At 41.0% G+C, this 24934-nt stretch carries 28 protein-coding genes and 2 tRNA genes; 13 read left to right on the top strand and 17 right to left on the bottom strand.

Annotated elements, in window-relative coordinates:
* Window positions 1-3 precede the first annotated feature (3 nt).
* Window positions 4-561, top strand: coding sequence for a 16S rRNA (guanine(966)-N(2))-methyltransferase RsmD (gene rsmD / locus FTU46_RS05615; protein WP_180104518.1), 558 nt, complete (start codon window positions 4-6; stop codon window positions 559-561).
* 79 nt (window positions 562-640) lie between these two features.
* Here rsmD and FTU46_RS05610 read toward each other — a convergent pair whose 3' ends face one another.
* Entirely contained in the window at window positions 641-847 is a 207-nt protein-coding gene (locus tag FTU46_RS05610) for a hypothetical protein (protein WP_004782913.1), read from the bottom strand.
* A gap of 244 nt (window positions 848-1091) precedes the next feature.
* Here FTU46_RS05610 and FTU46_RS05605 point away from each other — a divergent pair, with 244 nt between their 5' ends.
* The 3 genes from FTU46_RS05605 (at window position 1092) to FTU46_RS05595 (ending at window position 3143) form a co-directional block, all read left to right on the top strand.
* Window positions 1092-1841, top strand: a complete 750-nt coding sequence (locus tag FTU46_RS05605; protein ID WP_180104530.1) for a sulfite exporter TauE/SafE family protein — start codon at window positions 1092-1094, stop codon at window positions 1839-1841.
* Between the two features lie 84 nt (window positions 1842-1925).
* Window positions 1926-2687 (top strand): 3-oxoacyl-ACP reductase, encoded by a 762-nt coding sequence (locus tag FTU46_RS05600; protein ID WP_125278718.1) that lies wholly within the window; start codon window positions 1926-1928, stop codon window positions 2685-2687.
* Window positions 2688-2819: 132 nt separating this feature from the next.
* Window positions 2820-3143 (top strand): hypothetical protein, encoded by a 324-nt coding sequence (locus tag FTU46_RS05595; RefSeq protein ID WP_034170495.1) that lies wholly within the window; start codon window positions 2820-2822, stop codon window positions 3141-3143.
* A gap of 64 nt (window positions 3144-3207) precedes the next feature.
* Here FTU46_RS05595 and FTU46_RS05590 read toward each other — a convergent pair whose 3' ends face one another.
* Complete coding sequence (locus tag FTU46_RS05590) at window positions 3208-3786, bottom strand: 1-acyl-sn-glycerol-3-phosphate acyltransferase (protein ID WP_180104517.1); 579 nt, start codon at window positions 3784-3786, stop codon at window positions 3208-3210.
* A gap of 309 nt (window positions 3787-4095) precedes the next feature.
* Here FTU46_RS05590 and FTU46_RS05585 point away from each other — a divergent pair, with 309 nt between their 5' ends.
* Window positions 4096-5280, top strand: coding sequence for a hypothetical protein (locus tag FTU46_RS05585; RefSeq protein WP_180016817.1), 1185 nt, complete (start codon window positions 4096-4098; stop codon window positions 5278-5280).
* 38 nt (window positions 5281-5318) lie between these two features.
* On the opposite strand, the gene FTU46_RS05580 is transcribed toward FTU46_RS05585, so the two are convergent.
* Window positions 5319-6473: a helix-turn-helix transcriptional regulator gene (locus FTU46_RS05580; RefSeq protein ID WP_180016815.1), complete on the bottom strand. Its 1155-nt coding sequence runs from the start codon at window positions 6471-6473 to the stop codon at window positions 5319-5321.
* A 230-nt stretch (window positions 6474-6703) separates the two neighbouring features.
* Here FTU46_RS05580 and FTU46_RS05575 point away from each other — a divergent pair, with 230 nt between their 5' ends.
* Window positions 6704-7210, top strand: coding sequence for a copper resistance protein NlpE (locus FTU46_RS05575; RefSeq protein WP_180033409.1), 507 nt, complete (start codon window positions 6704-6706; stop codon window positions 7208-7210).
* Window positions 7211-7280: 70 nt separating this feature from the next.
* Here FTU46_RS05575 and groL read toward each other — a convergent pair whose 3' ends face one another.
* The 4 genes from groL to FTU46_RS05555 all read right to left on the bottom strand — a co-directional run bounded on the left by groL (window position 7281) and on the right by FTU46_RS05555 (window position 11149).
* Window positions 7281-8915 carry a chaperonin GroEL gene (gene groL / locus FTU46_RS05570; protein WP_005234685.1) on the bottom strand — a complete coding sequence of 545 codons (1635 nt, stop codon included), beginning with the start codon at window positions 8913-8915 and terminating at the stop codon, window positions 7281-7283.
* A gap of 69 nt (window positions 8916-8984) precedes the next feature.
* Window positions 8985-9275 (bottom strand): co-chaperone GroES, encoded by a 291-nt coding sequence (gene groES / locus FTU46_RS05565; RefSeq protein WP_004646315.1) that lies wholly within the window; start codon window positions 9273-9275, stop codon window positions 8985-8987.
* A gap of 178 nt (window positions 9276-9453) precedes the next feature.
* The gene (locus tag FTU46_RS05560; protein WP_180104516.1) at window positions 9454-10230 is read right to left on the bottom strand and encodes a metallophosphoesterase; all 777 of its coding nucleotides are present in this window, start codon (window positions 10228-10230) and stop codon (window positions 9454-9456) included.
* Entirely contained in the window at window positions 10211-11149 is a 939-nt protein-coding gene (locus FTU46_RS05555) for a diacylglycerol kinase family protein (protein WP_180104515.1), read from the bottom strand. Before FTU46_RS05555 ends, FTU46_RS05560 begins: the two co-directional genes overlap by 20 nt.
* 414 nt (window positions 11150-11563) lie before the next feature.
* Between FTU46_RS05555 and FTU46_RS05550 the strand changes: the two genes are divergently transcribed.
* The 3 genes from FTU46_RS05550 to FTU46_RS05540 all read left to right on the top strand — a co-directional run bounded on the left by FTU46_RS05550 (window position 11564) and on the right by FTU46_RS05540 (window position 15660).
* Complete coding sequence (locus FTU46_RS05550; RefSeq protein WP_034706283.1) at window positions 11564-13393, top strand: phosphoenolpyruvate carboxykinase (GTP); 1830 nt, start codon at window positions 11564-11566, stop codon at window positions 13391-13393.
* Window positions 13394-13748: 355 nt separating this feature from the next.
* Complete coding sequence (locus FTU46_RS05545; protein ID WP_171523054.1) at window positions 13749-15101, top strand: MFS transporter; 1353 nt, start codon at window positions 13749-13751, stop codon at window positions 15099-15101.
* 136 nt (window positions 15102-15237) lie between these two features.
* The gene (locus FTU46_RS05540) at window positions 15238-15660 is read left to right on the top strand and encodes a hypothetical protein (RefSeq protein WP_034590028.1); all 423 of its coding nucleotides are present in this window, start codon (window positions 15238-15240) and stop codon (window positions 15658-15660) included.
* Window positions 15661-15715: 55 nt separating this feature from the next.
* Here FTU46_RS05540 and FTU46_RS05535 read toward each other — a convergent pair whose 3' ends face one another.
* Window positions 15716-16384 (bottom strand): methyltransferase, encoded by a 669-nt coding sequence (locus tag FTU46_RS05535; protein WP_180002286.1) that lies wholly within the window; start codon window positions 16382-16384, stop codon window positions 15716-15718.
* A gap of 263 nt (window positions 16385-16647) precedes the next feature.
* Window positions 16648-17496, bottom strand: coding sequence for a bifunctional methylenetetrahydrofolate dehydrogenase/methenyltetrahydrofolate cyclohydrolase FolD (gene folD / locus FTU46_RS05530; protein ID WP_034704935.1), 849 nt, complete (start codon window positions 17494-17496; stop codon window positions 16648-16650).
* 153 nt (window positions 17497-17649) lie between these two features.
* Between folD and FTU46_RS05525 the strand changes: the two genes are divergently transcribed.
* Window positions 17650-17723: transfer RNA gene (locus FTU46_RS05525), tRNA-Cys, on the top strand.
* Between the two features lie 11 nt (window positions 17724-17734).
* Window positions 17735-17820: transfer RNA gene (locus FTU46_RS05520), tRNA-Leu, on the top strand.
* 131 nt (window positions 17821-17951) lie between these two features.
* Here the strand turns inward: FTU46_RS05520 and FTU46_RS05515 are convergent.
* The 3 genes from FTU46_RS05515 to FTU46_RS05505 form a co-directional block, all read right to left on the bottom strand.
* Window positions 17952-18857, bottom strand: coding sequence for a YafY family protein (locus FTU46_RS05515; protein WP_180104514.1), 906 nt, complete (start codon window positions 18855-18857; stop codon window positions 17952-17954).
* Between the two features lie 139 nt (window positions 18858-18996).
* Window positions 18997-19197, bottom strand: coding sequence for a hypothetical protein (locus FTU46_RS05510; protein WP_159123322.1), 201 nt, complete (start codon window positions 19195-19197; stop codon window positions 18997-18999).
* A 237-nt stretch (window positions 19198-19434) separates the two neighbouring features.
* Window positions 19435-20427, bottom strand: a complete 993-nt coding sequence (locus FTU46_RS05505) for an NAD(P)H-quinone oxidoreductase (RefSeq protein ID WP_180104513.1) — start codon at window positions 20425-20427, stop codon at window positions 19435-19437.
* A 129-nt stretch (window positions 20428-20556) separates the two neighbouring features.
* On the opposite strand from FTU46_RS05505, the gene FTU46_RS05500 reads away from it, so the two are divergent.
* Window positions 20557-20997, top strand: coding sequence for an N-acetyltransferase (locus FTU46_RS05500; RefSeq protein WP_180104512.1), 441 nt, complete (start codon window positions 20557-20559; stop codon window positions 20995-20997).
* 24 nt (window positions 20998-21021) lie between these two features.
* Window positions 21022-21372: a co-chaperone YbbN gene (locus FTU46_RS05495; protein ID WP_180010762.1), complete on the top strand. Its 351-nt coding sequence runs from the start codon at window positions 21022-21024 to the stop codon at window positions 21370-21372.
* 17 nt (window positions 21373-21389) lie between these two features.
* Here the strand turns inward: FTU46_RS05495 and FTU46_RS05490 are convergent, their stop codons facing one another.
* From FTU46_RS05490 to cysN, 5 genes are all read right to left on the bottom strand, one after another.
* Window positions 21390-21650, bottom strand: coding sequence for a DUF2798 domain-containing protein (locus FTU46_RS05490; protein ID WP_179992105.1), 261 nt, complete (start codon window positions 21648-21650; stop codon window positions 21390-21392).
* 18 nt (window positions 21651-21668) lie between these two features.
* Window positions 21669-21980, bottom strand: a complete 312-nt coding sequence (locus tag FTU46_RS05485; RefSeq protein WP_180002281.1) for a DUF3861 domain-containing protein — start codon at window positions 21978-21980, stop codon at window positions 21669-21671.
* Window positions 21981-21989: 9 nt separating this feature from the next.
* Entirely contained in the window at window positions 21990-22505 is a 516-nt protein-coding gene (locus FTU46_RS05480; protein WP_180104511.1) for a PadR family transcriptional regulator, read from the bottom strand.
* A 254-nt stretch (window positions 22506-22759) separates the two neighbouring features.
* Window positions 22760-23026 carry a hypothetical protein gene (locus FTU46_RS05475; RefSeq protein WP_180016796.1) on the bottom strand — a complete coding sequence of 89 codons (267 nt, stop codon included), beginning with the start codon at window positions 23024-23026 and terminating at the stop codon, window positions 22760-22762.
* A gap of 146 nt (window positions 23027-23172) precedes the next feature.
* Window positions 23173-24786, bottom strand: coding sequence for a sulfate adenylyltransferase subunit CysN (gene cysN / locus FTU46_RS05470; protein ID WP_180104510.1), 1614 nt, complete (start codon window positions 24784-24786; stop codon window positions 23173-23175).
* Between the last annotated feature and the right edge of the window lie 148 nt (window positions 24787-24934).

The raw sequence follows: 24934 nt of genomic DNA, 5'->3' as shown, positions 1-24934 counted from the left end.
TTCATGAAAAATCAACTTAGAATTATTGGTGGTGACTGGAAACGCCGTCAATTGGCTTTTGCCAGTATCGAAGGATTACGCCCCACACCTGATCGTGTGCGTGAAACTTTATTTAACTGGCTGATGTGGGATGTCCAGAATGCCTGTGTCTTGGATCTGTGTACCGGTTCAGGTGCTTTATCTTTTGAAGCATTATCACGTGGTGCAGCTTCAGTGGTGATGATTGAGCCGGATCGTACTCAGGCGCAATTCCTCACCCAAAATCTGGAATTACTCAAAGTCACCAAAGCACGTGCGCAACTTAAAATTGCGACAGCACAACAAGCATTAACCAGCCTGAAACAGCAGTTTGATCTGGTCTTTCTAGACCCACCGTATAGTCTGGACCTATGGGAAAGTTTGGCTACTCAGGCTGATCCACTGATCAAAGAAGATGGTTTTATCTATGTAGAAGCCGATCGTGAACTGAGTACATTGAAGTTACCAAGTTCATGGCATTTAGTCAAAAATACCAAAGCCGGCACAGTACGCGCAGGGCTGTATCAGAAAAAAGCAGCTTAAGACTTACTTATATTAAATACTTAAATAAAAAAGGATTCTTTCCTTTAAGGAATCCTTTTTTATAAATGGAAGGTAACGGTTAACGATTACGACGCCAGTCCCGATCGCCTCTGTCACGTTTCCAGTCACGATGATCTTTATGTTTTTTCCAATCCTTATCACCACGATCCCGATCATAATGTCCATTACGATCATGATGACCGCGATAACCTTCATCCCAAGGATCAACCACACAGCCTGTTAGCGCTACTGCCAATACAGATGACAGTAATATCATTTTTTTCATGTTCATCACCTCTATACCGCACTCAATTAGTATCAAGTGATTTCATGAAGAGTACGCGGAGCCATTGTTGCACTCTTGTATGATTTTGTTCATTTTCCATACTTAATTGAAGGATTTGTCTCGGATGTAATAAAAATCATTTATGCATATTTACACTTAGATTCGCACAAATACAGCTAAGGATCTGCTTGGTTTTTCTCGCCATATTTTGAATACTACAGACTTTTCCAATGCCCTGATTTTTATGACCTGGCTACTCTTTATTCTTGGTGCAATTATCGCAGGATTTGTACAGGGACTTACCGGTTTTGCTTTTGCATTAATTGCCATGTCATTTTGGGTATGGGGATTAAGTCCTCAACTTGCTGCACCCTTAGTAGTTTTTGCCTCGGTGTGGAGTCACCTCATTTCATTATCTAATGAGCCTAAACTTCCTCATCTGCACCGAACCTTATATCTACCTTATTTAATTGCTGGTCTGATCGGTGTCCCACTCGGCACCTGGTTACTGAATATCGTTGAAGCGAGTACTTTTCGTATTTTGCTTGGTATATTTCTCGTGATCTGGTGTCCACTGATGTTGCTTAATCCACAGATTAAATTGATTCAACATTCAGGTAAAACTGCGGATGCAGGGATTGGTTTGGTTGGCGGCATCTTAGGAGGTTTAGGGGGATTCTGTGGTTCTGTGCCATCTGCCTGGTTAATGCTAAAGCAACTACCGAAAGAACAGCAGCGCTATATATTGCGTCATTTTAATTTTGCCATACAGGTGTTTACCTTGGCCGCCTATTTACTGCAAGGCACCTTAAATCAGACTCACCTTCCCTATATGGCGGTACTCATTCTAGCTGTAAGTATTCCCGCTATTTTAGGCGCATGTCTGTTTCATCGAATTTCAGAATTACGTTTTAAACAGATTGTCTTAAGCTTGCTCTTCAGCTCGGGCTGCTTTCTCCTGATCAAGGAAGGCATTGACTCATTTGCGCGATAGAGCAGCTCTAAAACCTTACATCACTTTGCTTTCAGCCCTATTGCTGTTATGTTAGCCCGAATGATTCTCAGGCGGATATAAGCAATGCAAATTCGTGATCAAATTGTCCTTGTGACTGGTGGTGCTCGTGGATTGGGACTAGCCATTACCCAGCTCCTGATTCAGGAAGGTGCACGTGTGGTAGTAAATTACCATAGCAGCAAAACCCAAGCTGAAGCTTTGCAAAATCAGTATCCTGATCAGGTCTTTGCCTGTCAGGCAGATGTAACACAAGCTGATCAGGTACAAGCTTTATTCACTGCCAGCAAGGCCCATTTTGGAGAAGCCATCCATTCCGTCATTAATAATGCGCTGGTGCAGTTTGAGTTTAATGGCGATGAGCGACCTAAAGTTGAAGATCTGACCTGGGAAAGCATGGCCCGTCAGTTTAGTGGAGCAGTTCAAGCCTGTTTAAATACGACGCAAGCTGCATTAGAAGATATGAAACAGGCACATTTTGGTCGTATCGTGAATATTGGGACTAACCTGGTTCAAAACCCTGTCGTTCCTTATCATGATTATACGACTGGGAAAGCGGCGCTATTGGCCTTTACCCGAACTACTGCGCAAGACCTGGGTCAGTATGGGATTAACGTGAACATGCTTTCAGGCGGATTACTGCAAACTACAGATGCAAGTAAAGCAACGCCTGACTTTGTCTTTGACCTGATTGCTCAATCCACTCCTTTACGTCGCGTGATTACACCTGAAGAATTTGCGTCTGCTATTTTAATGTTCCTGTCACCTTATTCACGTGCAGTGACAGGTCAAAACCTGATTGTCGATGGCGGACTGGTTAAAGGTTAAAGATCGCCAAGGAAGAATGAGATTCTGAATTTTATTCTTCTATTTTTTGACCAGTTGTTGAATAAAACTACTTTTGCATAGCGCATTTACTTCTACAATAGTGCGCTCCCCATCAAAGTTCATCTATTTTCTATGAAACTCCTAACGGCATTGCTCAGTAGCATGTTACTGGCAGGTTGTATGTCCAATGATCTTAAAAAGTCAGAACAGCTTCTGCAAAACTTCAATTGTGCCAAGATTGATACAGCGCAAATGCCACACAGTAGTATGACGGATTATTATCAACACATGCTGTACAGCAGCAAAACCAAGGTCGAGTCTTATATTGAGCAATATCATCAAGGAGAAGAGCTTTTTGACCTGCCTTTATATGAAGTGGTAGAACAGCAATACAATCTTTATAAAGATGCCTGCCAGAATCTGGGGGGAATTTTATCTGAAGAGAATCAAAATTAAATTCGGTATTTATATATCGTACAGAAAAGCAGAGTCCATCCCTCTGCTTTTATTTTTCCTGAAATTAAAAATAGCGTTGATCAATACTGAATTTTTCAGGGAATTTAGGTTCAATATTGGCATAGAACGTCATGATCTCAGCCATATCCTGTTCATAATTTCCTGTTGGATAAATGATTTTACCAACACCCGCTTCTTTTTTTGCATAATCCATATAAGCCAGCGCAATCGGCACACCCGCATTGATCGCCACGTGATAAAAACCAGTTTTCCATTGTTCCTGACGGGCGCGTGTACCTTCTGGTGTAACCAGCATCACCAGTTTAGGATGCTGGTTAAATAGATCTGTCATGACCTGAACCATGCTTGGACGTGGCTCACCCGGTTGTTTAGGACGACGGTCAATACCAATTCCACCCATCGCACGTACAAAAGGCCCAAATGGAAATTTCATATAGCTGTCTTTAATGGTCAGACGCACATTCACTTTTAATGCTTTTAAGGCCAAACGTGCATATAGCGCGTCCCAGTTACTGGTATGTGGTGCTGCAATCATCACACATTGATCAAGGTCTTCAGGCCATTGGTCATCGGTTTTCCAGCCCATTAAATTTAAAGTTTTCTCAGCTAAATTTTCAAACACAGCTACATCACAATCATTATCAAAATTTCGCCACAGTCTAACAATGCAGCAGAATATAGATAGTGCATCCTGATCAATAAAACATCAATTAATATATATTTGTATTTTTAAACTTTAGGAAGAATTTTCAATTTATTGTTATTTTAATATTTCTTCTTTCACTACCTATTGCAAGCTCACTCTTTTAAGCAAATAGTGAGTTCAATTTATTTTACTGATTTATATATTTTTCCATCCTAATTTTAGGATATGTCGATTTTAGCTTTCTTTCTATACTTCGCTGACATAATAAATTTCAGGAAGATTTTCATGAAAAAGACTTTAATTTGTCTTGCCTTAGCGGGGTTACTTACAGCATGTGGCGGTTCAGATAATGATCGTACAGAGGGTTCATCACCTGTTCCACCTACAGCTCCGGTCGGGACCGAAACTGGTGTACTGACAGATGGAATTATCTCAGGGGTAACATATATCACCAGCAGCGGTGCGGAAGGGGTTACTAATGAAAAAGGTGAATTTAAATTTAATGATGGAGAAAAGGTTAAATTCCTGATTGGTGACGTACAACTAGGTCAAGAAATTGAAGCGAAAGAACGTGTTACTCCGTTAGATTTAGCACAAACTGAAAATGCACGTACCAATCTGATGGTGCTTTTACAGTCTTTAGATACAGATAGTAATCATGACAATGGGATTAGCATCAGTACTGAAGCTGCTAATGCCCTTCTTAATAAAAGTTTAGATTTTTCTAAGGCCCCTACAGCATTTGCTACAGACGTGGTATCAACAGGCGTAGTTACCACAGAAAAATTGATTACACCTGAAAAAGCTGCAGAAAACTTCCAGTCAACTTTCTATAAAGATATTGCCGGTACTTGGGAAATTGGCCGTAATGCAAACAGCGCTGTTCTAATCCATATTTTAGAAGATGGCCGTTATGCCTTAGGTCAAGCAGAAGCAGCTGATGGTGATGGAACGCCTGGCATTGAAACTGGAGAGTTAAACTGGAATGCAACTACCAGTGTAATTTCACCGCGTATTATTCAGGACAGTAATGGTGAATGGGGACTCTCACATCCTGCAGGAGGCAAACCTTATACGTTAAACTATGATGGAACGACCTTAATTCTGACAGAACCGGGGATCAATACCGAATACCGTTTAAGCCGCGTCAAACAGTCTGCTAATGGTCTGGTAGGTGCATGGAGATTTAGTGACACCCATTTATTTGCCTTCTTTGACACAAACTATTATTTCTTCCTGGACACTGAAGGCGGAGATGATTGTGGCTGGCCTGGTATTGAATATGGCAAATTTATCCTCTCAGGTAATACACTTACGACCACTGAAGTTTTATTCGATACCAATGAATGTGGCGGATTACAAGACAGTTCCGATGGCAGCAAGACCATTGCAAACATCAATGTATCGGCTGAAACTCTGATCTTGCATCCACAAGGTGAAGGTCCTGTAACATTACAGCGCGTTAGATAATGAGCACTGCCTACCTAAAGAATTATCTTTAGGTAGGTTTAATTAATATGTTCAAAATGAATCGTACATCCCATCAATAAGTGCATCAGCTCAATTTGTGAAGTGCAGTCAGTTTTTTCATAAATATTCTTAAAATAAGTGCGTACTGAACTTAAAGTGATCCCACATTTCACTGCAATTTCTTCTAATTTATAGCCATTGATTAAAAGTTCACACAAATCAAATTCACGTTTTGACAGTTGATATGCTTGCTGCAAATAAGCTCTAGATAATGAATAATGCCGGTTTTTGTCTGTCATAAATACAGCAATCTGATGCTGAGCTTCAGAAAATTGCTGCATTTTTCTCAACCTTTTAAAAGGCACAACAGTGAGCATCAATTGCTGTCCTTTAGAATCCTGCAAAGCCAAGACCCCGCCTATTTCACTCGACATACTGGTATCTTCCAGCAAAGCACTCGATAGCAATCTTTCCAGACGTTCCTGATCACCTACCGGTGTTTTCAGCCGGTTATGCATATCCATTTCCAGACATGTTGAAGCTTCAATCATGCTTTGTGCTAGTGGATTTGAATAAGATAACTTGAGATCCTGATCCAACAAAATAATACCGATTTTTAAACAGTCTAATACGGTATATAAGCTGATATTGTCTTGTTGTACTAAACTGATTTGCCGATGAATCTGTAAAGAGCGACGTAAATGTATGCCGATCCGTTTGAGAAAATTCAGTTCAGCTACTTCAAAACCTTGAGTGTGCGGAGCACGATGTAGTCCCATGACTGCCCAGCGATAATTTCCTCTGTCCAGTAATACTCCCGCCATATATCCTATCCCTGTAGGCTTAAGGCATTTTTCATAAAAGATATACTGCTCTGTTCCAGGTTGATCTGCATAATGACGGCAGTCCTGATTAAGTGCCTCCCCCATATCAATTTTATTCCATAAAGGCATATGCAGCTTCATGTCAATGACCCGAATCCGTTCCTCCTGATAAGCAGCCAGACTTTCTTCCGGGATATTGTAAGTATAAACAAAGTCATAGGCTGGATTGAATTGATCAAGGCCGGTAAAAATTGCACTATGACTCTGGGTATATTGCACAATATCCTGAATGACCTCTAGCCATAAAGCAGGCAATAAAGCAGCATCATATATTTTCGCGATGATATTATTTTCCTGTTCTGCTTTCATGACCGCTCTTATTAATAATTATTTCTATCAAATCATAACCTTAAGGTTTATAAAATAAAACTAAAGAAAACCTATCGCTTATTTTGTATTTTAATTATCTTAGTTTCTCATCTACATATATTTAATCCGTTTCACTTAACGAATCAATTTTTAACAAGATCTCTCTGTATATTGATAGCTCATACTTTTAATGTAAATCCTAATACAGAAGAACAAGAGGATGATCTTCAATGAAAAAAATATTATGGCCTGCTTTATTGGTAGTAACAGTTACTAGTTTAAGTGCATGTTCTAAACAGAATGACCGCGATATGGTCAGTGCAGATACTCAATCTAATACCACAAATGCTCCTGTTACTACAGAGACTACAAATAGTCAAAGCAATATGAGTACTAAGATGAGCAGTAATGCCACTGCCAACTCAAACTGGGCAGGTGAATATGAAGGTGTTTTCCCGTGTGCTGACTGCGAAGGTATTAAAGTTGAACTAGATCTTAATCCTGACAAAACTTATGAATTGAGTGAGGAATATTTAGGTAAAACTGGAAATAATGAAACTGAAACCAAAGGTAGCTTCACTTTCGATCCTCAACAACCTTCTATTATCGTCCTAGATGGAAAAGCTGAAAACCGGAAGTTTTATGTAGGTGATAATTTCGTTGAAGCTCGTGATATAGAAACAGGTAGGGAAATACAGAGTAATCTGAATTATAAATTAGTTAAAAAATCACCTTAATTATTTTCTAACTTAATAAAAAATCCCCGCAAATGCGGGGATTTTTTACATCATATGATCGAACGATGAATTACATCATACCGCCCATACCACCCATGCCGCCCATATCAGGCATAGCTGGTTTTTCTTCTGGAATTTCAGTAATCATACATTCTGTTGTTAACATCAAGCCAGCAACAGAAGCTGCATGCTCAAGTGCAGAACGAGTTACTTTAGCAGGGTCAAGAATACCCATTTCCAGCATGTCACCGTATTCGCCTGTCGCAGCGTTATAGCCATAGTTACCTTCACCGTTCTTCACAGCATTGATCACTACAGATGGCTCATCACCAGCATTGGCTACGATTTGACGAAGAGGAGCTTCGATTGCACGACGAAGAATGTTGATACCTACGTTTTGGTCATCGTTAGCACCAGTCAGACCATCAAGTGCAGATGCAGCACGTACCAGTGCAACACCACCACCCGCAACAACACCTTCTTCAACCGCAGCACGAGTTGCGTGAAGCGCATCATCCACACGGTCTTTCTTCTCTTTCATTTCAACTTCAGTTGCAGCACCGATTTTAATCACTGCTACACCGCCTGCTAGTTTAGCAACGCGTTCTTGAAGTTTTTCTTTGTCATATTCAGAAGTAGATTCTTCGATTTGTGCACGGATTTGTTGTACACGTTCAGAAATCTGATTTGCATCACCAGCACCATCAACAATCACTGTATTTTCTTTAGATACAGTTACTTTGTGGGCAGTACCTAAATGTTCTAGTGAAGTTTGATCTAACTGCATACCGATTTCTTCAGAAATTACAGTACCGCCAGTCAGGATCGCGATATCTTGAAGCATTGCTTTACGACGATCACCAAAACCAGGTGCTTTAACAGCACATACTTTGATAATGCCGCGCATGTTGTTTACTACAAGTGTAGCCAACGCTTCGCCTTCAACATCTTCAGCAATGATAAGAAGAGGCTTACCAGTTTTCGCAACAGCTTCTAGAACAGTGATCAATTCACGGATGTTGCTGATTTTCTTGTCAACCAACAAGATGTATGGGTTTTCAAGTTCAGCAGTCAACGTATCTTGTTTGTTTGCGAAGTATGGAGAGATATAACCACGGTCAAACTGCATACCTTCTACAACATCAAGCGAATCTTCAAAGCCTGAACCTTCCTCAACAGTGATTACGCCTTCTTTGCCTACTTTTTCCATTGCTTGTGCAATCAGAGAACCCACAGTGGTGTCAGAGTTTGCAGAGATCGAACCGACTTGCTCAATCGCTTTAGAATCAGAAGCTGGTTTTGCAGTTTGTTTAATATTTTCAACAACAGTTTTAACTGCAAGGTCGATACCCCGTTTCAGATCCATTGGGTTCATACCCGCAGTTACTGACTTGATCCCTTCGTTCAGGATTGCTTGAGCCAATACAGTTGCAGTGGTTGTACCGTCACCTGCGATATCATTGGTTTTTGAAGAAACTTCACGAACCAGTTGCGCACCCATGTTTTCGAATTTGTCTTTCAGGGTAATTTCTTTCGCAACAGATACACCATCTTTAGTAATGTGCGGTGCACCGAAAGAACGGTCGATTACAACGTTACGGCCTTTAGGACCTAAAGTCACTTTCACCGCATCTGCAAGGATGTTCACACCAGCGATCATTTTTGAACGAGCTGAATCACCAAATTTTACGTCTTTAGCTGACATATTTGACTCCGAATATTGTTGTATCTTTACAAAATCTGAATTGGAATGAGTAAAACGATCTGGCGCAGATTAAGCTTCTAATACTGCCAGAATGTCAGACTCTTTCATGATTAAAAGTTCTTCGCCGTTTACTTTTACAGTTGTACCTGCATAAGTACCGAACAATACTTTGTCGCCAACTTTTACGTCTAACGCGCGTACGCCATTGTCAGTGATTTGACCATTACCAACTGCAATGATTTCACCTTGTGCAGGTTTTTCAGCAGCAGAACCTGGAAGTAAGATGCCCCCAGCTGTTTTTGTTTCTTCTTCAACACGACGAATAACAACGCGGTCATGTAATGGACGAATGTTGCTCATAAATAACTCCATCAGACTAAGTCTTTTTTAGATCACCGATGACGACTTATTTATTCCATTGGTCATCATCAAAATTTTTTGATGTCCTTTTTATGGAGATGGAATAAAACGCTTCAAGGGCAAAAATGAAAAAAAATTGGTTTTTTTTTAATTTTTTGGTGGATTGCGTATTTTTTGTCTATTTATTCACGGGATCAGGCTGTTGAACAAAGGTTTTTAACTGTTCATCAAAACAATATTGCGTAATTTTTCCTGTTGCATCAATTGCATTAAAGCTATTCGGCTGATTCTTATGGAGTCGATGCGACGCAGAAGTCCCAGCATGTACATCATAAACTGGATGATCTCCTCCCAATTCGAATATACGGTTCAAATCATAGACTGCGATACGATGCAAATGCCCATGCAATACAGCAAACAGACCATGTTGCGACCAAGACTCCAATGCAATTTTGGCCATCAGGGGAATATCCTTAAACCCCCGCCTATTCTGAAATGGCACATAAAAAGGTTGATGACTGACAATAATCTTAATTTTGGAAGCAGGTGCCTGCTGTAGTTTTAGGTCAATCCTTTGAATCTGCTCAAGGGATAAATGGCCTTTGGTATGATATCGACGTCTAATCGAATTTACCCCGATCAGATAAAAATGTTCAGTTTCTAAAACAGGCTCGAGTTCACCGAAAAATAAATGATAACGGGTAAATGGAGTAAATAGCCTATTCCATAAATGATAAAGCGGAATGTCATGATTCCCTGGTATCACCAGATAAGGCGTATTCAACTGATCTAAAAACCGTTTACAGGCAAAGAACTGTCCCAAACGTGCTCGCTGGGTCAGATCACCGCTGACTACCACCGCTTCCAATGGATGATCCTTACAAAATTGCTGAATAGCCTCTAAACATTCAGGTCTTTCTGTACCAAAATGCAGATCAGAGAGATGTAGAATCATGCGGCACCATTACACTTAAACTATTTTTTAAAACTGAAATATTTAAAGGTGGTATCATTTCTACCGTTTCTCCATCTATAGCCACCATTAATTTCTTACGTTTAGACTCAATTCGCACCTGTTCTGCAGCAAAACTATAGACATCAGAGGCTTGATCAATCTTGCCCCGAATTAACTGATATACCAGCTTGAATAACGTCAGCTTGTCACTTTTGGAGACCACAACCCCAGCCACCTTCCCTTGCTCAGCAGCTTGGGCAATCCGCATTTTCATGTCTGCCAGTTGAAGTGGATTATTACCAAAGAAAATCAGTGGAGTTTTGACCGGATATTTCTTCTGACCTACCCAAATTTCCAGTTTTAATTCTTTACGGTCACGAATCAAAACATCGAGTGCTGAGGTATAGGCATGTAAAGGGAAACGGCCAAATATGCGATTATAGTCTTCACGTTTTTTAATAAATAAGGGATATAAGCCCAGACTAGCATTGTTCAGGTAGATTTCCTGATTGATGCGTGCCACATGGATACGTTTGGTTTGACCCGTTGCAATGACTTGTGCGGCTTCAACCAAATCTAAGGGAATATCCAGCAATCTTGCCGCATAGTTAAAAGTACCTAGAGGCAATATTCCGACTGGAATATCAGTTTCAAGCAGGTGTTTGGCGACTGAATTGAGCGTTCCATCTCCTCCTGCTGCCACGACCACACCATGATCCGGCGATTGTTGATGCCGTTGCAGCACTTCAGCAATGACTTTTTTGAACTGTTCTGGATCGTTGATTTCAAAGGCTTTAGTCTCAAAATCATGCGCTGCAAAAATATCTAGTAATTGCTCATATTTTTCTTGTTGGTCGAATAGACGGAAACCAGAATTATGATTATAAATAATGGATAAGGGTTTAGATTGATTAGACATTTTTTACACAGATTGATGCACACCTATTGGCATTTTGTCCAATTCATAAACAATTAATAGTTGCTTTATGTAAAATTCGAATGGCGACCATTTATTTAATCAATAACAAATATAACTGAACAATTTTATTTAAACATTTGATTTAAATAAAAATAATTAAAATAAATACCACACATAAAGTTAATAAATATATATTTAAGATTTTGAATTTATTTATATCTTATTGTTTTATATAAATTTAAACAGAAAATAGCATAATATTCCAAATAAAATCCAGCACTTCTTTAGTCTTATTTTTTTGATGATTTTATGCTTTAATACAGCCACTTTTTTTCATATTTCATCTGGCCAGTATTTTATTGACCAGATTGTACTTTGTACAAAATTTTGTACACATTTGAGATAGGCCTCACCATGACCCAAGTGAACGCACCAGAATTCGTTCGTCACCCTAAGCTTATTGCATGGGTGGAAGAAATTGCTAAATTAACAAAACCAGCAAAAATTGAATGGTGTGACGGTAGCGCAGAAGAATATCAACGTTATATCGACTTGATGATCGCTAACGGCACAATGCAAGCGCTTAACCAAGAGAAACATCCTGGTTCTTATCTTGCAAATTCTGATCCTTCTGACGTTGCTCGTGTTGAAGACCGTACTTTTATCTGTTCTGCAAATAAAGAAGACGCTGGCGCGACCAATAACTGGGAAGATCCAGCAGTTATGCGCGAAAAATTGAATGGTCTGTTTGACGGTTCAATGAAAGGTCGTACCCTGTATGTGGTTCCATTCTCTATGGGTCCTTTGGGTTCACACATTGCGCACATCGGTATCGAATTAACTGACTCTCCTTATGTGGCAGTCAGCATGTCTAAAATGGCTCGTATGGGTAAAGCTGTTTATGACGTTCTAGGTACAGATGGCGAATTTGTCCCTTGCGTACACACTGTGGGTGCACCACTTGAAGAAGGTCAAAAAGATGTTGCTTGGCCTTGCAACAAAGAAAAATACATCGTGCACTACCCAGAAACTCGTGAAATCTGGTCATTTGGTTCTGGTTACGGCGGTAACGCATTGTTAGGTAAAAAATGCCTGGCTTTACGTATTGCATCTTATATGGGTCGTCAACAAGGCTGGTTAGCTGAACATATGCTAATCCTTGGCGTGACTAGCCCTAAAGGCGAAAAACACTACATCGCAGCTGCATTCCCATCTGCTTGTGGTAAAACAAACTTCGCGATGCTGATTCCACCAGCAGGTTATGAAGGCTGGAAAATTGAAACTGTAGGTGACGATATTGCCTGGATCAAACCAGGTGAAGATGGTCGCTTATATGCAATCAACCCTGAAGCTGGTTTCTTCGGTGTAGCTCCTGGTACAAATACCAAAACTAACCCGAACTGTATGGCAACTCTTCATAAAGACGTAATCTATACAAACGTTGCTGTGACTGACAACGGTGAAGTTTGGTGGGAAGGTCTGACTAAAGAAGCACCTGCGAATCTGACTAACTGGAAAGGTCAACCACACACTGGCGAAGAAAAAGCGGCTCATCCGAACGCTCGTTTCACAGTTTCTGCTGGTCAATGCCCTTCTATCGATGCGGATTGGGAAAATCCAGCAGGTGTTCCAATTTCTGCGTTCATCTTCGGTGGTCGCCGTGCAGACACAGTGCCTCTGATTTCAGAAGCATTTGACTGGGTTGATGGTGTTTATAAAGCTGCAACCATGGGTTCTGAAACAACTGCTGCTGCTGTTGGTCAACAAGGTATCGTTCGTCGCGACCCATTTGCGATGCTTCCATTTGCTGGCTACAACATGGCTGACTACTTCACTCACTGGTTAGAAATGGGTGAGAAAGTTGGCGAGAAAGCTGCTGCTGCTGGTAACAAGCTTCCTGGTATCTACAACGTGAACTGGTTCCGTCGTGATGCTGAAGGTAACTTCGTATGGCCTGGTTTCGGTCAAAACATGCGTGTTCTTGAGTGGATCATCGATCGTTGTGAAGGTCGTGCTGATGCTGTTGAAACTCCAATCGGCCGTGTACCTACTTACGAACAGCTAAACTGGACTGGTTCTGATTTCACTAAAGAACAATTTGACCTGGTAACTTCTCAAGACAAAGATCAATGGATCAAAGAACTTGAAAGCCACACTGAATTGTTCAACAAATTAGGTGATCGTCTGCCAGAAGCGTTGAAAAAACGCCAAGCTGAACTTCTTGAAGCGGTTAAATCTGCTTAATTGCTGATTTAATTTTAAAAAGGTCGCGTAAGCGGCCTTTTTTATTACCTTAAGATAAGGTTAAAGCCAATCGTTTAATCTGTTTTACATCTAAATAAAAACCACATTTACTGTTCATTAATCTCCTTAAAGAACAGCATTTAACCAGTTAATACAATATAAAAATCAAGCAATTACTCTAAACAAATGGTAAATTTATGTTTTATAAAAATATTTAAAAACTACATTATTTATTAAGACTAAAGTCCTATAAAAAGAGAAAACTTGGAGGCGTATAAGTATATGAAATCTCCTCACTTTCTCTCTCACTAAAACATAACTTTTTAGATTTTATAGCAATGAAAATTTAAAAAAGATGTGTTTTACAGCATTCCTTTGGAGCAATGTTGTGAATCAGCCACTTCCTGAAGCTGCTACACCGCAGCTTGATCGTAAAACACGGGTTAAATCTATTCTCGGTGGTTCTGCAGGTAACCTGGTCGAATGGTACGACTGGTATGTTTATGCAGCCTTTACCTTATATTTCGCTTCACAGTTCTTCCCTGATGGCGACAATACCGTCAAACTTCTTCAGGCTGCTGCTGTATTCGCACTTGGTTTCTTGATGCGTCCGATTGGCGCATGGATTATGGGGATTTACGCTGACCGTAAGGGTCGTAAAGCCGGTTTAACACTTTCTGTATCTTTGATGTGTGTCGGTTCCCTGATTATTGCCTGTGCACCCACCTATGATTCAGTGGGCATGCTCGCCCCTGCGCTGCTGTTATTTGCTCGTTTATTACAAGGTTTGAGTGTAGGTGGTGAATACGGTTCAAGTGCCACTTACTTGACTGAAATGGCAGGTAAAAATCATCGTGGTTTCTACTCAAGCTTCCAGTATGTGACCCTGATCTCAGGTCAACTATTGGCACTCTGTGTCTTGATCTTCCTACAACGCACTTTGACTGAAGCACAACTCACTGAATGGGGCTGGCGTATTCCCTTCCTGATTGGTGCATTCTTAGCGATTGTGGTGTTCTGGATCCGTCGCGGTCTGGTAGAAACACAATCTTCAAAACAGGCTGTTGAACAGGCGAAAAAAGGTGGCCCTAAATCCGGTGCCTTAGCTTTATTCACTAAATATCCTAAACAGGCATTTACCGTGATCATGCTAACTGCAGGTGGTACTTTAGCTTTCAATACTTTCACTACTTATTTGCAGAAATATCTGGTGAACACCTCAGGATTTGAAAAAACCACAGCGACTGAAATCACGACTCTTGCGATCTTTGTATTCATGCTCTTGCAACCTGTGATTGGTGCACTTTCTGACAAGATCGGCCGTAAGCCAATCATGATTGCTTTTGGTGTGCTTGGTGTACTATTTACCATTCCTATCTTTAATGGCTTAGGCTCAACTACCAACCCAACTACAGCATTCATGCTGTGTATGAGTGGTATGGTGATTGTGACTGGTTACACAGCGATTAATGCAGTGGTAAAAGCTGAGCTATTCCCTGCCCATATCCGTGCCTTAGGCGTAGCTTTGCCTTATGCGATTGCCAATACACTATTTGGGGGTACAGCAGAACTGGTAGCTTTAAGTTTTAAAAATGCCGGCCATGAAAACTACTTCTTCTATTACATTACTTTTATGATTGGCCTGTCACTGCTGACTTATGTCTTTATGAAAGACACTAAAAAGCACAGCATGATTACTGATGACTAAGTAACTGTATTGCTTTAGGAGCTTTCCGGATGGAAACATTCGGAAAGCTTTTTTATTGGAATTTTATGTTTACTGCCATTCCGCTATTTCATTGCTATGGCATACTTGTCTGATAAAAATACGGGAAATCATCATGATGAAAAAAACAGTTTTTTTACTCGGTTTAACTATCGGCACTTTAGGCCTGACAGCATGTCAGACGGCACCTCAACAATTTAACGGTCAGACCGGTTATGAAATTCTGGAACGTTCAGAAAATTCCGCAACCTTAAGCTATACATTAGCAGGACGACCAAGTCAGGATGAAAACAGGTTACAGGCTGCTTGCAGACAAGTTCTTGGAACCTCTAAAAGTTATAATATCCAGATTATTAATAGTCAGGAAATAGTTAACCCAACTCCTGAACAGGTTCAGTATGGCCGTCAACTCGGGGATAGCCGCACCCAAATCAGTTTGAGTAATACACCTGATTTATATAACAGTGAAAATCCGGGTGCCCGAGAGGCATTAGAAGCTCGCCCTACCACTGTACGTGTGATTCGCTATACCTGCTCATAAAACAGAGCATAAAAAAGGGCTTGATGCCCTTTTTTTCTTTTTCAATTCTTGGATGTTATTTAGTTCGATAGAAGCTGACATTACGGAATTCTGGTGATTCATCCAGATCTGGCCAGGTAGTCGCACTACGTTCATCCAGTTTGAGATATTGCGGATGACTAAAATTTTTCACCCGACTATCTGCGACCCAGACTTCTGGTGCAAATTTCAGGAATTCATCCAGGAAGAAACGGTTACACTGATCATAGAGCACATCTGCCGCTAGCAGTATATCCACCTGTTCTGCTTTATAGAGATCATCCAGATATTCCAGCTCAACATCATTTAACTCAGCATTGGCACGACAGGCATCCAGACTGACCTGATCGATATCACAACAGATCACACGTTTGGCTCCTGCCATTTTCGCTGCAATAGCAACAACACCTGATCCTGCACCAAAATCTAGTACCACTTTGTCTTTGACATGATGCGGTTCAGCCAGCAACCACTGTGCCATGGCCAATCCTGATGCCCAGCAGAAGATCCAGTACGGCGTATCATTCCAGATACGACGAATCACTTCATCATCTAGTTTGTCTGTCGGAAAGACTGGTGGAATCAGCCAGAGTGAAATCGGTGTTTCTGGTAGCTGCTGTGCCATCAGTTCACAATTAGGAATAACTTGGTGTAAGGCTTGAAGTAAATGCTCAGGGGCTTTAGGAAATTGGAAAGTACAGCTCATGAAGAAAGCCTTGATGCGAAAATATCTTTATTGGAATTTATACATTAATCGGATACATGACCACGTCATTCGCAGCTGTTCGAGGCAGACTGAAATCTAATTCGTCCTGTTTTTGCGACACATCAACCACGCAAAAGAAATATGACGAGTTCTGCGAATGACAAATGGTTTTGGTTACTTTTGCCGAAACAAAAGTAATGAATGAGCTTCTTACATCTATAGTCACAACGATACAACTCCGCCGTAACTAATTAAAATTTCAATTAACCCAAAGCCTTCTCAGCAGCTTCTACAGTTTGACGAATCAGCGTAGTGATTGTCATAGGACCTACACCACCCGGAACTGGGGTATAAGCAGAAGCGATTTCTTCGATACCGACTAATTGAATATCACCCACACCACCGCCATCACGTGGGTGGAAGCCAGCATCAACAACCACTGCACCTGGTTTAATCCAGTCTTTCTGGATCAGTTCAGCTTTACCCACCGCACCCACGATAATGTCAGCTTGTTTTACAAATTCTGGAAGGTTTTGAGTACGTGAATGGCAAATAGTCACTGTAGCATTCGCTTCAAGCAACATTGCTGCCATTGGTTTACCTAGAATCGCAGAACGACCAACCACTACCGCATGTTTACCTGCGATTTCAATATTGTTTTCTTTCAGGATAGTCATGATACCTGCAGGAGTAGCAGAACCATAAGCTGCTTCACCCATCGCCATACGACCATAGCCCAGACAAGTCACACCATCGACGTCTTTTTCAAGCGAGATAGCATCAAAACAAGCACGTTCATCAATTTGTGCAGGAACCGGATGTTGTAACAGAATACCGTGAACATCCGGATTTGCATTCAGTTTTTCAATTTCAGCAAGCAATTCTTCAGTAGTCGTTTCTTTTGGAAGCTCAACTTTTAGTGAATCCATACCAACACGGCGGCAAGCATTGCCTTTCATACGAACATAAGTTGCAGATGCGCCATCGTCACCCACTAAAATAGTCGCAAGAATTGGAGTACGACCTGATTTTGCTTTCAGCGCTTCTACGCGAGTTAACAAGTCAGCTTCAATTTGCTTCGCCAATGCACGACCGTCTAAAACTAATGCCACGGCACTTCTCCCAAGTGTTGATATGAATCAATTTTGCACATTCTACATGATAATTCTGAATATTTTCCGCCATATGCTGTTTTTATGCGCATACAAATGAATATCCTATTGTTTTTTTTTCAGAGCTTGATAATATACGCATCAACAAGACGCGGCGGGGTGGCAGAGTGGTCATGCAGCGGACTGCAACTCCGTGGACGCCGGTTCGATTCCGACCTCCGCCTCCAATCTTGTTAAAGCCCGAGTGGTGAAATCGGTAGACACAGGGGATTTAAAATCCCCCGCCCACAAAGCGTGCCAGTTCGAGTCTGGCCTCGGGCACCATTCTTCTACTACTGAAGATGGTGCAAATAAAGAACCCAGCGAAAGCTGGTTTTTTTATGCCTGTAATTTGCTAAATCTAATTCTCAATAGAATTCTATAAGCATTCGACAACCTGCTCTGCTTTCAAAATATTATCCAGCAGAGCGTAAATAACCTTCCAGATCCTGTTCCAGTTTTTCCTGAAAATGAATCGGCTCAATGATCTTTACATACGGTAGCCAGTAACGTACCAGTGGCAATAACTGCATTTCATGACGAATCTGACAACTAATTAACAATTCTCCAGACTCTGATTCCTGTTCGATCTGCTGTTCCGGAAATAAACGGCGCTCTTTAAAAAACACCGTGACTTCAGGTTGCACCTTCATCAAAACCTGCTGTTTTTGCTGGCCAAACCAGATGCTGTCTTCATCTGCCAGCATTTTCAGAACTTCAGGATCATGCTCAAAGCTTTCATTTTCAAAAACCAGCTTGACTTCCTGCAACTGACTTAAACGATAGGTTTTGAGCTCAGCTTCAGTGACACCGGCCAGATACCAGATGCCATGATGATGAATCAACCGGTATGGCTGGATGATTCGTGCTTGATCGGAATATTGCAGCTCAACCTGCTGTCGTTTATAGATCGCCCCTGCAAGCAGCTTGAAATGCTCGGCAAACTGTTTGGCATCTTCAAAATAATAGCCTTTTGCCGAAAATACCTGATTTGCCTGCTCATCCAGCAATTCACGAATAAAAGACATATCCAGTGCCGGATACAGCTCACTGATTCCGGACAACTGTGCAAAATTCTGGATATCCTGCAACTTGAAACGCCCTAAATATGAAGGCTCAAGATAATAGCGTTTGGTATTTTGATCCTGTATGAGCGGTAAATACGCATTCAGACGAACAAAATCACGCTCAATGGTACGGGTGCTGACCTGAAATTCTCGTGCCAGCTCCTGTACACTTAACTGATGCCCTATATTAAGTTTGGTTAAAATATTTGCCAAACGGTCTGCGAGGCGCTCATGCGTTGACGCATTGCCCTTCATAAATACCCTCTTCGTGCCGCTTGTGCAGCACAATGAATCATTTGCTTAGAATTTTTAAATTATGGGAAAATTATACAGCCAAATAAAAACAAGATTAGAGTTATTCACTTCAACTTAAGGCTAATAGGCAAGATGTTTTTTAAGATTTTTTACGACGTTTGTAGTGAGGTTTTGGTGCTGAGTGGCTCAGCCGTTCCATATAGCGTTCCAGATGCAACATGGCTTGATACAGCTTGTGTAAATCGGAACGAAGTAACTGATTACGGATAATCGCTTTATGCAAACGCTTCAATGCACGAAAGCCATGTTCATGCGTATAAGGGGCCGACACTATCTTCATAATATACTTCCTTTTAATACGTGACATTTCATCAAATACCAAACAATTTAGTCAGATTATATTTAAGCGCTAATTTACTCCTCAGTTTTGACAGGTTGTGTCGAACAATCGACACTTTTTACCGTTTTTTAAAATTTATACTCCTATTTCAAGCAATTAATTTAAATTATTTATCGTTTTTTATGCAAAATAAAAGCCAACAAAAGTTGGCTTTTAGTATTTCTATCACAAGAATAATTAGATGATTTCCACCACAATCTTACCGATATGTTCACCTGTATCCATCGCTGCATGCGCATCCTGAATCTGGTCAAACTTGAAGGTTTTATAGATCATCGGTAAACATTCACCTTTTGCCCAGAGTGGTGCCACATGCTCTTTCAGGCCCTGGGCAATTCCAGCTTTCTCAGCCGTATTGCGTGCACGCATGGTGGAACCGGTAATGGTCAAACGCTTCATCATGATTTGACCCAGTTTTACCTCCTTAGCCTTAGCACCGCCCAGGAAAGCGATATAGACCAGGCGGCCATCGCGACGCAGCAGATTCAGGTTTTTCTCCAGGTACGGCGCACCCACCATATCCAGAATCACATCTACACCGGCATTATCTGTAGCTTCATTGATAACCTGTTCAAAGTCCTGGGTCTTGTAATTGATTCCTGTGGTCAGATGTGAAATTGCCTGGATTTTTTCATCACTACCTACTGTCGCAAAGGTTTTGATGCCTAATGATTTGCACAGCATTAAGGCCGTGGTTCCAATCCCACTGGTACCGCCATGAATCAGTACAGTCTCTCCTGCCTTAGCCTTACCCATCTGGAACACATTTGCCCAGACAGTGAAAAAAGTTTCAGGAATCGCCGCAGCCTGTACAAAACTCACACCTTCAGGAATGTTTAAAGTCTGACTCTCTGGCACAACGCAATATTCTGCATAACCACCACCATTGGTCAGGCCACAGACTTTGTCACCTACTTTAAACTGACTTACTTCACTTCCGACTGCAACCACTTCACCGGCAACTTCCAGACCCGGTACCGGAGTCACACCCTTAGGCATTGGATACAAACCCTGACGCTGCAAGATATCCGGACGGTTAATCCCAAAAGCATGAACCTTAACCAGAACTTCATCTGCTTTTGCTTCTGGAATGGCAACGGTTTCATAAGCGAGTTTCTCTACACCGCCCGGTTCTGTAATGATGACTTGTTGCATGCTGTATTGCGTCATGGATTCTTTCCCTAATATTCATGTTTCGTATTTTTCGAACTTATTTGAACATAGAAATGCTATGGATTGAAGCAGCATGGACTTATGTATAATCAGCTGCCTATTTAGTAAATTGATATAAGACCATTGATGACAATAATTATAAAAGCGAAAACAGAGGATATCGACGCTATTCTTGAGATCTGGTTCAAGGCTTCTTTAAAGGCACATGATTTTATTCCGGCTGATTATTGGAAAAATCAGCTGCTTCCAATGCGGGATCAATACCTACCTCTGGCAGAAAACTATGTCCTTAAAGAAAATCATACGGTGCTTGGCTTTGTTTCATTATTAAAATCGGAAAATATATTAGCTGCACTTTTCATTGATCCTGAGCAGCAAGGTGCTGGCTATGGTCGCCGTTTAGTTGACTTCTTAAAACAGCAATGTAATCAGCTGCATTTAAATGTCTATGCTGCAAATACATCAGCAGTTCATTTTTACCAAAAGCAGGGTTTTAAGATGATCAATCAAGGAATCGATGAGAATACCGGTCAGGCTGAACTCACTATGAGCTGGTTTAAATCTTAATTTTGAAATGATGAGAGCAAATTCATGTCAGCAGTCATCCCCTACAATGAAGATAATTACAGTGACTTCGAATGGTTTGAAGGCTTTGCTGTGATCCGTTTCTATGCTGACTGGTGCAAGCCCTGCGTACAGAATTTTTCAGTTTTTGAGGAACTGGCAACACAATATGCTGGGCATGATCCAGAAATTAAGTTCGGTAAAATCAATGTCGATCAATCACCGATTCTGACCTTACGCTATAACGTCTATGGCCTGCCTACTACTCTTATCTTTAAAAATGGGCAGATCATTCAACGCATTGCTGGTGTGAAAAGCCTGACTGAAATGAAATCTATTTTGTCTCAAGTTCTGAATAAGTCATCCGATTCCGACTGATTCGAATAAGCAATTTCTTATTTAGCAGATTGATCTGACATCTGCACAAACTGCATCAGAAATTTGCGTACCAGCGGCAATACAAGCAGAATCAGTGGAAATGCCACCAGCCATGACAGCCCCCAAGCATGTAACCATAGCGAGATAAACGCATCGCTCCAACCTTTATTCAGCAGCATATTAAAGCAGGAAATCGCACCGCTCATAATGCCGGAAAGGATTAAGGGCATTAACCAGTTCAGATGTTTTGAGTGAAATTTTGGGAGATTCTTTTTCATAAATGACCTTTAGAATACTTACTGTTCTTCACTTTGGGCTTTCACTGTCTGTTTTAAGGATTTCATAAACTGGGCAAATTGCGGCATGAATTCCTTGAAGAGTGGCAACTCTTTATTTTCCAGCATGACTTCACTAAACAGTTTTAAGCCGATAACAAATGCTTTGGTACTTTCCTCATCTAGCAACTGACTGGCTTGAAGTTTTTCCAGTATTTTAAAGATGTCATCGTGATTACCCACCTGAAACTGTAGCTCCTCAGTATAGGTTGATGGATTACCTTGGGCATCAGCCAGATGTTGAACAGTCACTTCATAGAGATGTTGTTTCATGTCCTGCTCCTACAGTTGACGGATATTGATTGCAGCCAGTTCGATCTGAGCAGCAATATCACTGATCTGCTCTGGACGAAGTTCATTTTGCAGTTTGAATCGTAGTGAAGCTTTCAGGCTTTCCATTGAATTATGGATATCGATATAGCGCTCATCTTCTTGAATGCGGCGACGGGTTTCAAAACGGCTAAGAACTCTTTGTAGAGTTTCCTGATTATCTTTCAGATGCTCACGACCTTTATCAGTAATGTGATATTGCTTACGTTCATCCACACTCATGATCACTTGGGTATATTGCTGTTCTTCAAGATAGTTAATTGTTGGGCAGATCGTACCTGTACTCGGCTTATAGTTACCTCCAACCAGCGCAGCTACATCTTTAATAATGTCATAGCTAAACTTGGGCGCTTGAGCAATAAAATGCAGCACGAGCAGTTTCATTTCACCTGCTTCAAAGAGCCGTCTACGAGGTTTTGGAGAGTTTTTTCGCTCTTCTTTTAATGCAGAATCAGAAGTTCTAGACATACAAAAGATATATCTTAAATTTAATTAAGATATATCTTATCATAGATAATATTGAATTTATTTCAAGTGAAGCAATAAAAGTTAAATTTAAGAAGAAAAAATAGGCACGAAATACTTGTGAAAAAATCCTTCCTTATAAAGCCATTTTCTCAGTTGAGATTACAACAATTAACTAGGAACTTTTTTTATAGTTACTGTCTTATCTAAATGTATAAAAATAGATGATTTATAATCTTAGTCCCTCAACTTAAATTTTAACTTTTATATTCTCGCACCATCCGATCACTGACATCTTCCGGATAGCAAAACGGTGCATAACCACCAGCACGGTTATAAGCACTACGCTTGCCGCAACGACTACCATTACGCGCTGTATTGTATGGACAAGGACAATTTCCCGGATAGCTTTCAATCGACTGTTGAATAATCTTCTGTTTAATTGCTTCCGTACTTTGGCTGCTCTGCTTGGCTTCTGCTCCAAAAGCTACACATAGTCCAACTAGTAATAATAATTTTTTCATACATTCCCCCATCTACGGAGCATTGTATAAAGCTACATATAAATTGAAAGATCACATTTTGAATAACCGAATGATTTTCAAACATTCAAAATTCAGGCAATAAAAAACCCGCCTTACAGCGGGTTTTTCTTAAAATCAGTCCAGTCTTATAGACGAACCAATTCCACAATTTTCTCAGCCAGTTCTTCAACTGCATCGGCTGTGTAAGTCACATCTGTACCTTCTGCAAGGTCAGTAATGACTACTACACCAGTTTCACGAACAAGTGTAACCTGTACATCAGTCAGACCCGCTTTCGCAATTGCAACCACACCTTGTTGAATCAACAGGCTTTCAAGTGCTTGAGCATTTTCCAGTGCTTTTGCAGTTACTGTCACCGCAGCAGGTTTTTGACCCAAACGTGCAGCACGTGCTTCAGCAGTTACAGGTTCATTGTGTGCAGTCCATTCCACTGCAGCTTCAACCATACCCGCACCAACAGTCACGTTGCTTAGACGGTCGATGAAAATGAATGAACCGGTGTAACGGCTGTCTTGATAACGGTCAAATACCACTGGCGCATCAAATTCGATGGTCACATCAGCAATTGCATTCAGATCCAGCTGCTCTACTTGTAGTTTTTCCAATGTATTGACATTGGTACGGTAGTTAATTTTCGCAACTTTCGCTGGAATAGTTTGAGTACCAAACTTCACATTATAAAGTTTGCCAACCACGAGCGGTTGATCGTTCATCCATACTACAGACGCGCGAGCAGAACGTGAAATTAACGGTTGTTCACCGGCTTTCACCAACACGTTACCACGTGAAATATCAATTTCATCGTTCAGTGTTAATGTAATTGCCTGACCTGCAACAGCGTGATCCAGATTACCGTCAAAAGTCACAATTTCTTTTACTGTTGATTTCTTGCCAGATGGCAGCGCAACAATTTCATCGCCAACTTTCACTTCACCCAGTGCGATGGTACCGCAGAAACCACGGAAATCGAGGTTAGGACGGTTAACGTATTGAACTGGGAAACGGAATTCATCTTTGCTGGTATTACGTGTAATTTCTACAGTTTCCAAAGTCTCCATTAAGGTTTGACCTTGGTACCACGGCGTATTTGGTGATTTGTTTACAACATTATCACCGTTCAATGCAGAAATTGGCGTGAATACAATATTTTCAGGTTTACGATCGCTCAGCTGATCCACGAACTTGTTGTACTCAGCCTGAATTTCATTGAAGCGTGCTTCAGAGAATTCAACCAAGTCCATTTTGTTCACTGCAACCACAATATTACGAATACCTAGAAGGCTCGCAATAAATGAGTGACGACGTGTTTGAGTCTGAACACCGTAACGCGCATCGATCAGGATAATTGCAAGATCCGCAGTAGACGCACCAGTTGCCATGTTACGAGTGTACTGTTCGTGCCCTGGGGTGTCGGCAATGATGAACTTACGTTTTTCAGTAGAGAAATAACGGTAAGCTACGTCAATGGTAATACCTTGCTCACGTTCAGCTTGCAGACCATCGACAAGCAGCGCCAAGTCAGGTGCATCGCCTGTGGTACCTACTTTTTTAGAGTCACGGGTAACCGCTTGCAGCTGATCTTCATAAATCAGTTTTGAATCATAAAGCAGACGACCGATCAGGGTTGATTTACCATCATCCACATTACCGCAAGTCAGGAAACGCAATAAGTCTTTATTTTCGTGCTGTTTCAAATAAGCCAAAATGTCTTGGCTAATAAGTTCTGATTGGTGAGACATCGCTCATAGCTCCACAAATACGTTGAAATCGTTTCTAATCTTCAAATCCACCTAAATCCTCCTTTACTAAAGGAGGACTTTCCTCCGCTTTTTTAAGCCCCTCTTTGGTAAAGAGGGTGAGCAGCACTGCTGCGCAAGGAGATTCTTA

The organism is Acinetobacter sp. YH12108 (assembly GCF_013419055.1).
In the GTDB taxonomy this organism is placed as follows: Bacteria; Pseudomonadota; Gammaproteobacteria; order Pseudomonadales; family Moraxellaceae; genus Acinetobacter.
Note: the sequence above shows the minus strand (reverse complement) of the source record. Positions and strands in the feature narration are given on the sequence as shown.

What these genes read in the sequence shown, in the direction of transcription:
- FTU46_RS05585 (WP_180016817.1), top strand. Translation starts at nt 4,096, where the DNA reads ATGAAAAAGACTTTAATTTGTCTTGCCTTAGCGGGGTTACTTACAGCA.
- FTU46_RS05515 (WP_180104514.1), bottom strand. Translation starts at nt 18,857, where the DNA reads ATGAAGGGCAATGCGTCAACGCATGAGCGCCTCGCAGACCGTTTGGCA.
- FTU46_RS05555 (WP_180104515.1), bottom strand. Translation starts at nt 11,149, where the DNA reads ATGTCTAATCAATCTAAACCCTTATCCATTATTTATAATCATAATTCT.
- cysN (WP_180104510.1), bottom strand. Translation starts at nt 24,786, where the DNA reads ATGTCTCACCAATCAGAACTTATTAGCCAAGACATTTTGGCTTATTTG.
- FTU46_RS05480 (WP_180104511.1), bottom strand. Translation starts at nt 22,505, where the DNA reads ATGTCTAGAACTTCTGATTCTGCATTAAAAGAAGAGCGAAAAAACTCT.
- rsmD (WP_180104518.1), top strand. Translation starts at nt 4, where the DNA reads ATGAAAAATCAACTTAGAATTATTGGTGGTGACTGGAAACGCCGTCAA.
- FTU46_RS05545 (WP_171523054.1), top strand. Translation starts at nt 13,749, where the DNA reads ATGTGTTTTACAGCATTCCTTTGGAGCAATGTTGTGAATCAGCCACTT.
- FTU46_RS05595 (WP_034170495.1), top strand. Translation starts at nt 2,820, where the DNA reads ATGAAACTCCTAACGGCATTGCTCAGTAGCATGTTACTGGCAGGTTGT.
- FTU46_RS05475 (WP_180016796.1), bottom strand. Translation starts at nt 23,026, where the DNA reads ATGAAAAAATTATTATTACTAGTTGGACTATGTGTAGCTTTTGGAGCA.
- FTU46_RS05610 (WP_004782913.1), bottom strand. Translation starts at nt 847, where the DNA reads ATGAAAAAAATGATATTACTGTCATCTGTATTGGCAGTAGCGCTAACA.
- FTU46_RS05560 (WP_180104516.1), bottom strand. Translation starts at nt 10,230, where the DNA reads ATGATTCTACATCTCTCTGATCTGCATTTTGGTACAGAAAGACCTGAA.
- FTU46_RS05540 (WP_034590028.1), top strand. Translation starts at nt 15,238, where the DNA reads ATGAAAAAAACAGTTTTTTTACTCGGTTTAACTATCGGCACTTTAGGC.
- FTU46_RS05505 (WP_180104513.1), bottom strand. Translation starts at nt 20,427, where the DNA reads ATGACGCAATACAGCATGCAACAAGTCATCATTACAGAACCGGGCGGT.
- FTU46_RS05535 (WP_180002286.1), bottom strand. Translation starts at nt 16,384, where the DNA reads ATGAGCTGTACTTTCCAATTTCCTAAAGCCCCTGAGCATTTACTTCAA.
- FTU46_RS05550 (WP_034706283.1), top strand. Translation starts at nt 11,564, where the DNA reads ATGACCCAAGTGAACGCACCAGAATTCGTTCGTCACCCTAAGCTTATT.
- FTU46_RS05500 (WP_180104512.1), top strand. Translation starts at nt 20,557, where the DNA reads ATGACAATAATTATAAAAGCGAAAACAGAGGATATCGACGCTATTCTT.
- FTU46_RS05605 (WP_180104530.1), top strand. Translation starts at nt 1,092, where the DNA reads ATGACCTGGCTACTCTTTATTCTTGGTGCAATTATCGCAGGATTTGTA.
- FTU46_RS05600 (WP_125278718.1), top strand. Translation starts at nt 1,926, where the DNA reads ATGCAAATTCGTGATCAAATTGTCCTTGTGACTGGTGGTGCTCGTGGA.
- FTU46_RS05575 (WP_180033409.1), top strand. Translation starts at nt 6,704, where the DNA reads ATGAAAAAAATATTATGGCCTGCTTTATTGGTAGTAACAGTTACTAGT.
- FTU46_RS05485 (WP_180002281.1), bottom strand. Translation starts at nt 21,980, where the DNA reads ATGAAACAACATCTCTATGAAGTGACTGTTCAACATCTGGCTGATGCC.
- groL (WP_005234685.1), bottom strand. Translation starts at nt 8,915, where the DNA reads ATGTCAGCTAAAGACGTAAAATTTGGTGATTCAGCTCGTTCAAAAATG.
- FTU46_RS05490 (WP_179992105.1), bottom strand. Translation starts at nt 21,650, where the DNA reads ATGAAAAAGAATCTCCCAAAATTTCACTCAAAACATCTGAACTGGTTA.
- FTU46_RS05495 (WP_180010762.1), top strand. Translation starts at nt 21,022, where the DNA reads ATGTCAGCAGTCATCCCCTACAATGAAGATAATTACAGTGACTTCGAA.
- FTU46_RS05510 (WP_159123322.1), bottom strand. Translation starts at nt 19,197, where the DNA reads ATGAAGATAGTGTCGGCCCCTTATACGCATGAACATGGCTTTCGTGCA.
- groES (WP_004646315.1), bottom strand. Translation starts at nt 9,275, where the DNA reads ATGAGCAACATTCGTCCATTACATGACCGCGTTGTTATTCGTCGTGTT.
- FTU46_RS05580 (WP_180016815.1), bottom strand. Translation starts at nt 6,473, where the DNA reads ATGAAAGCAGAACAGGAAAATAATATCATCGCGAAAATATATGATGCT.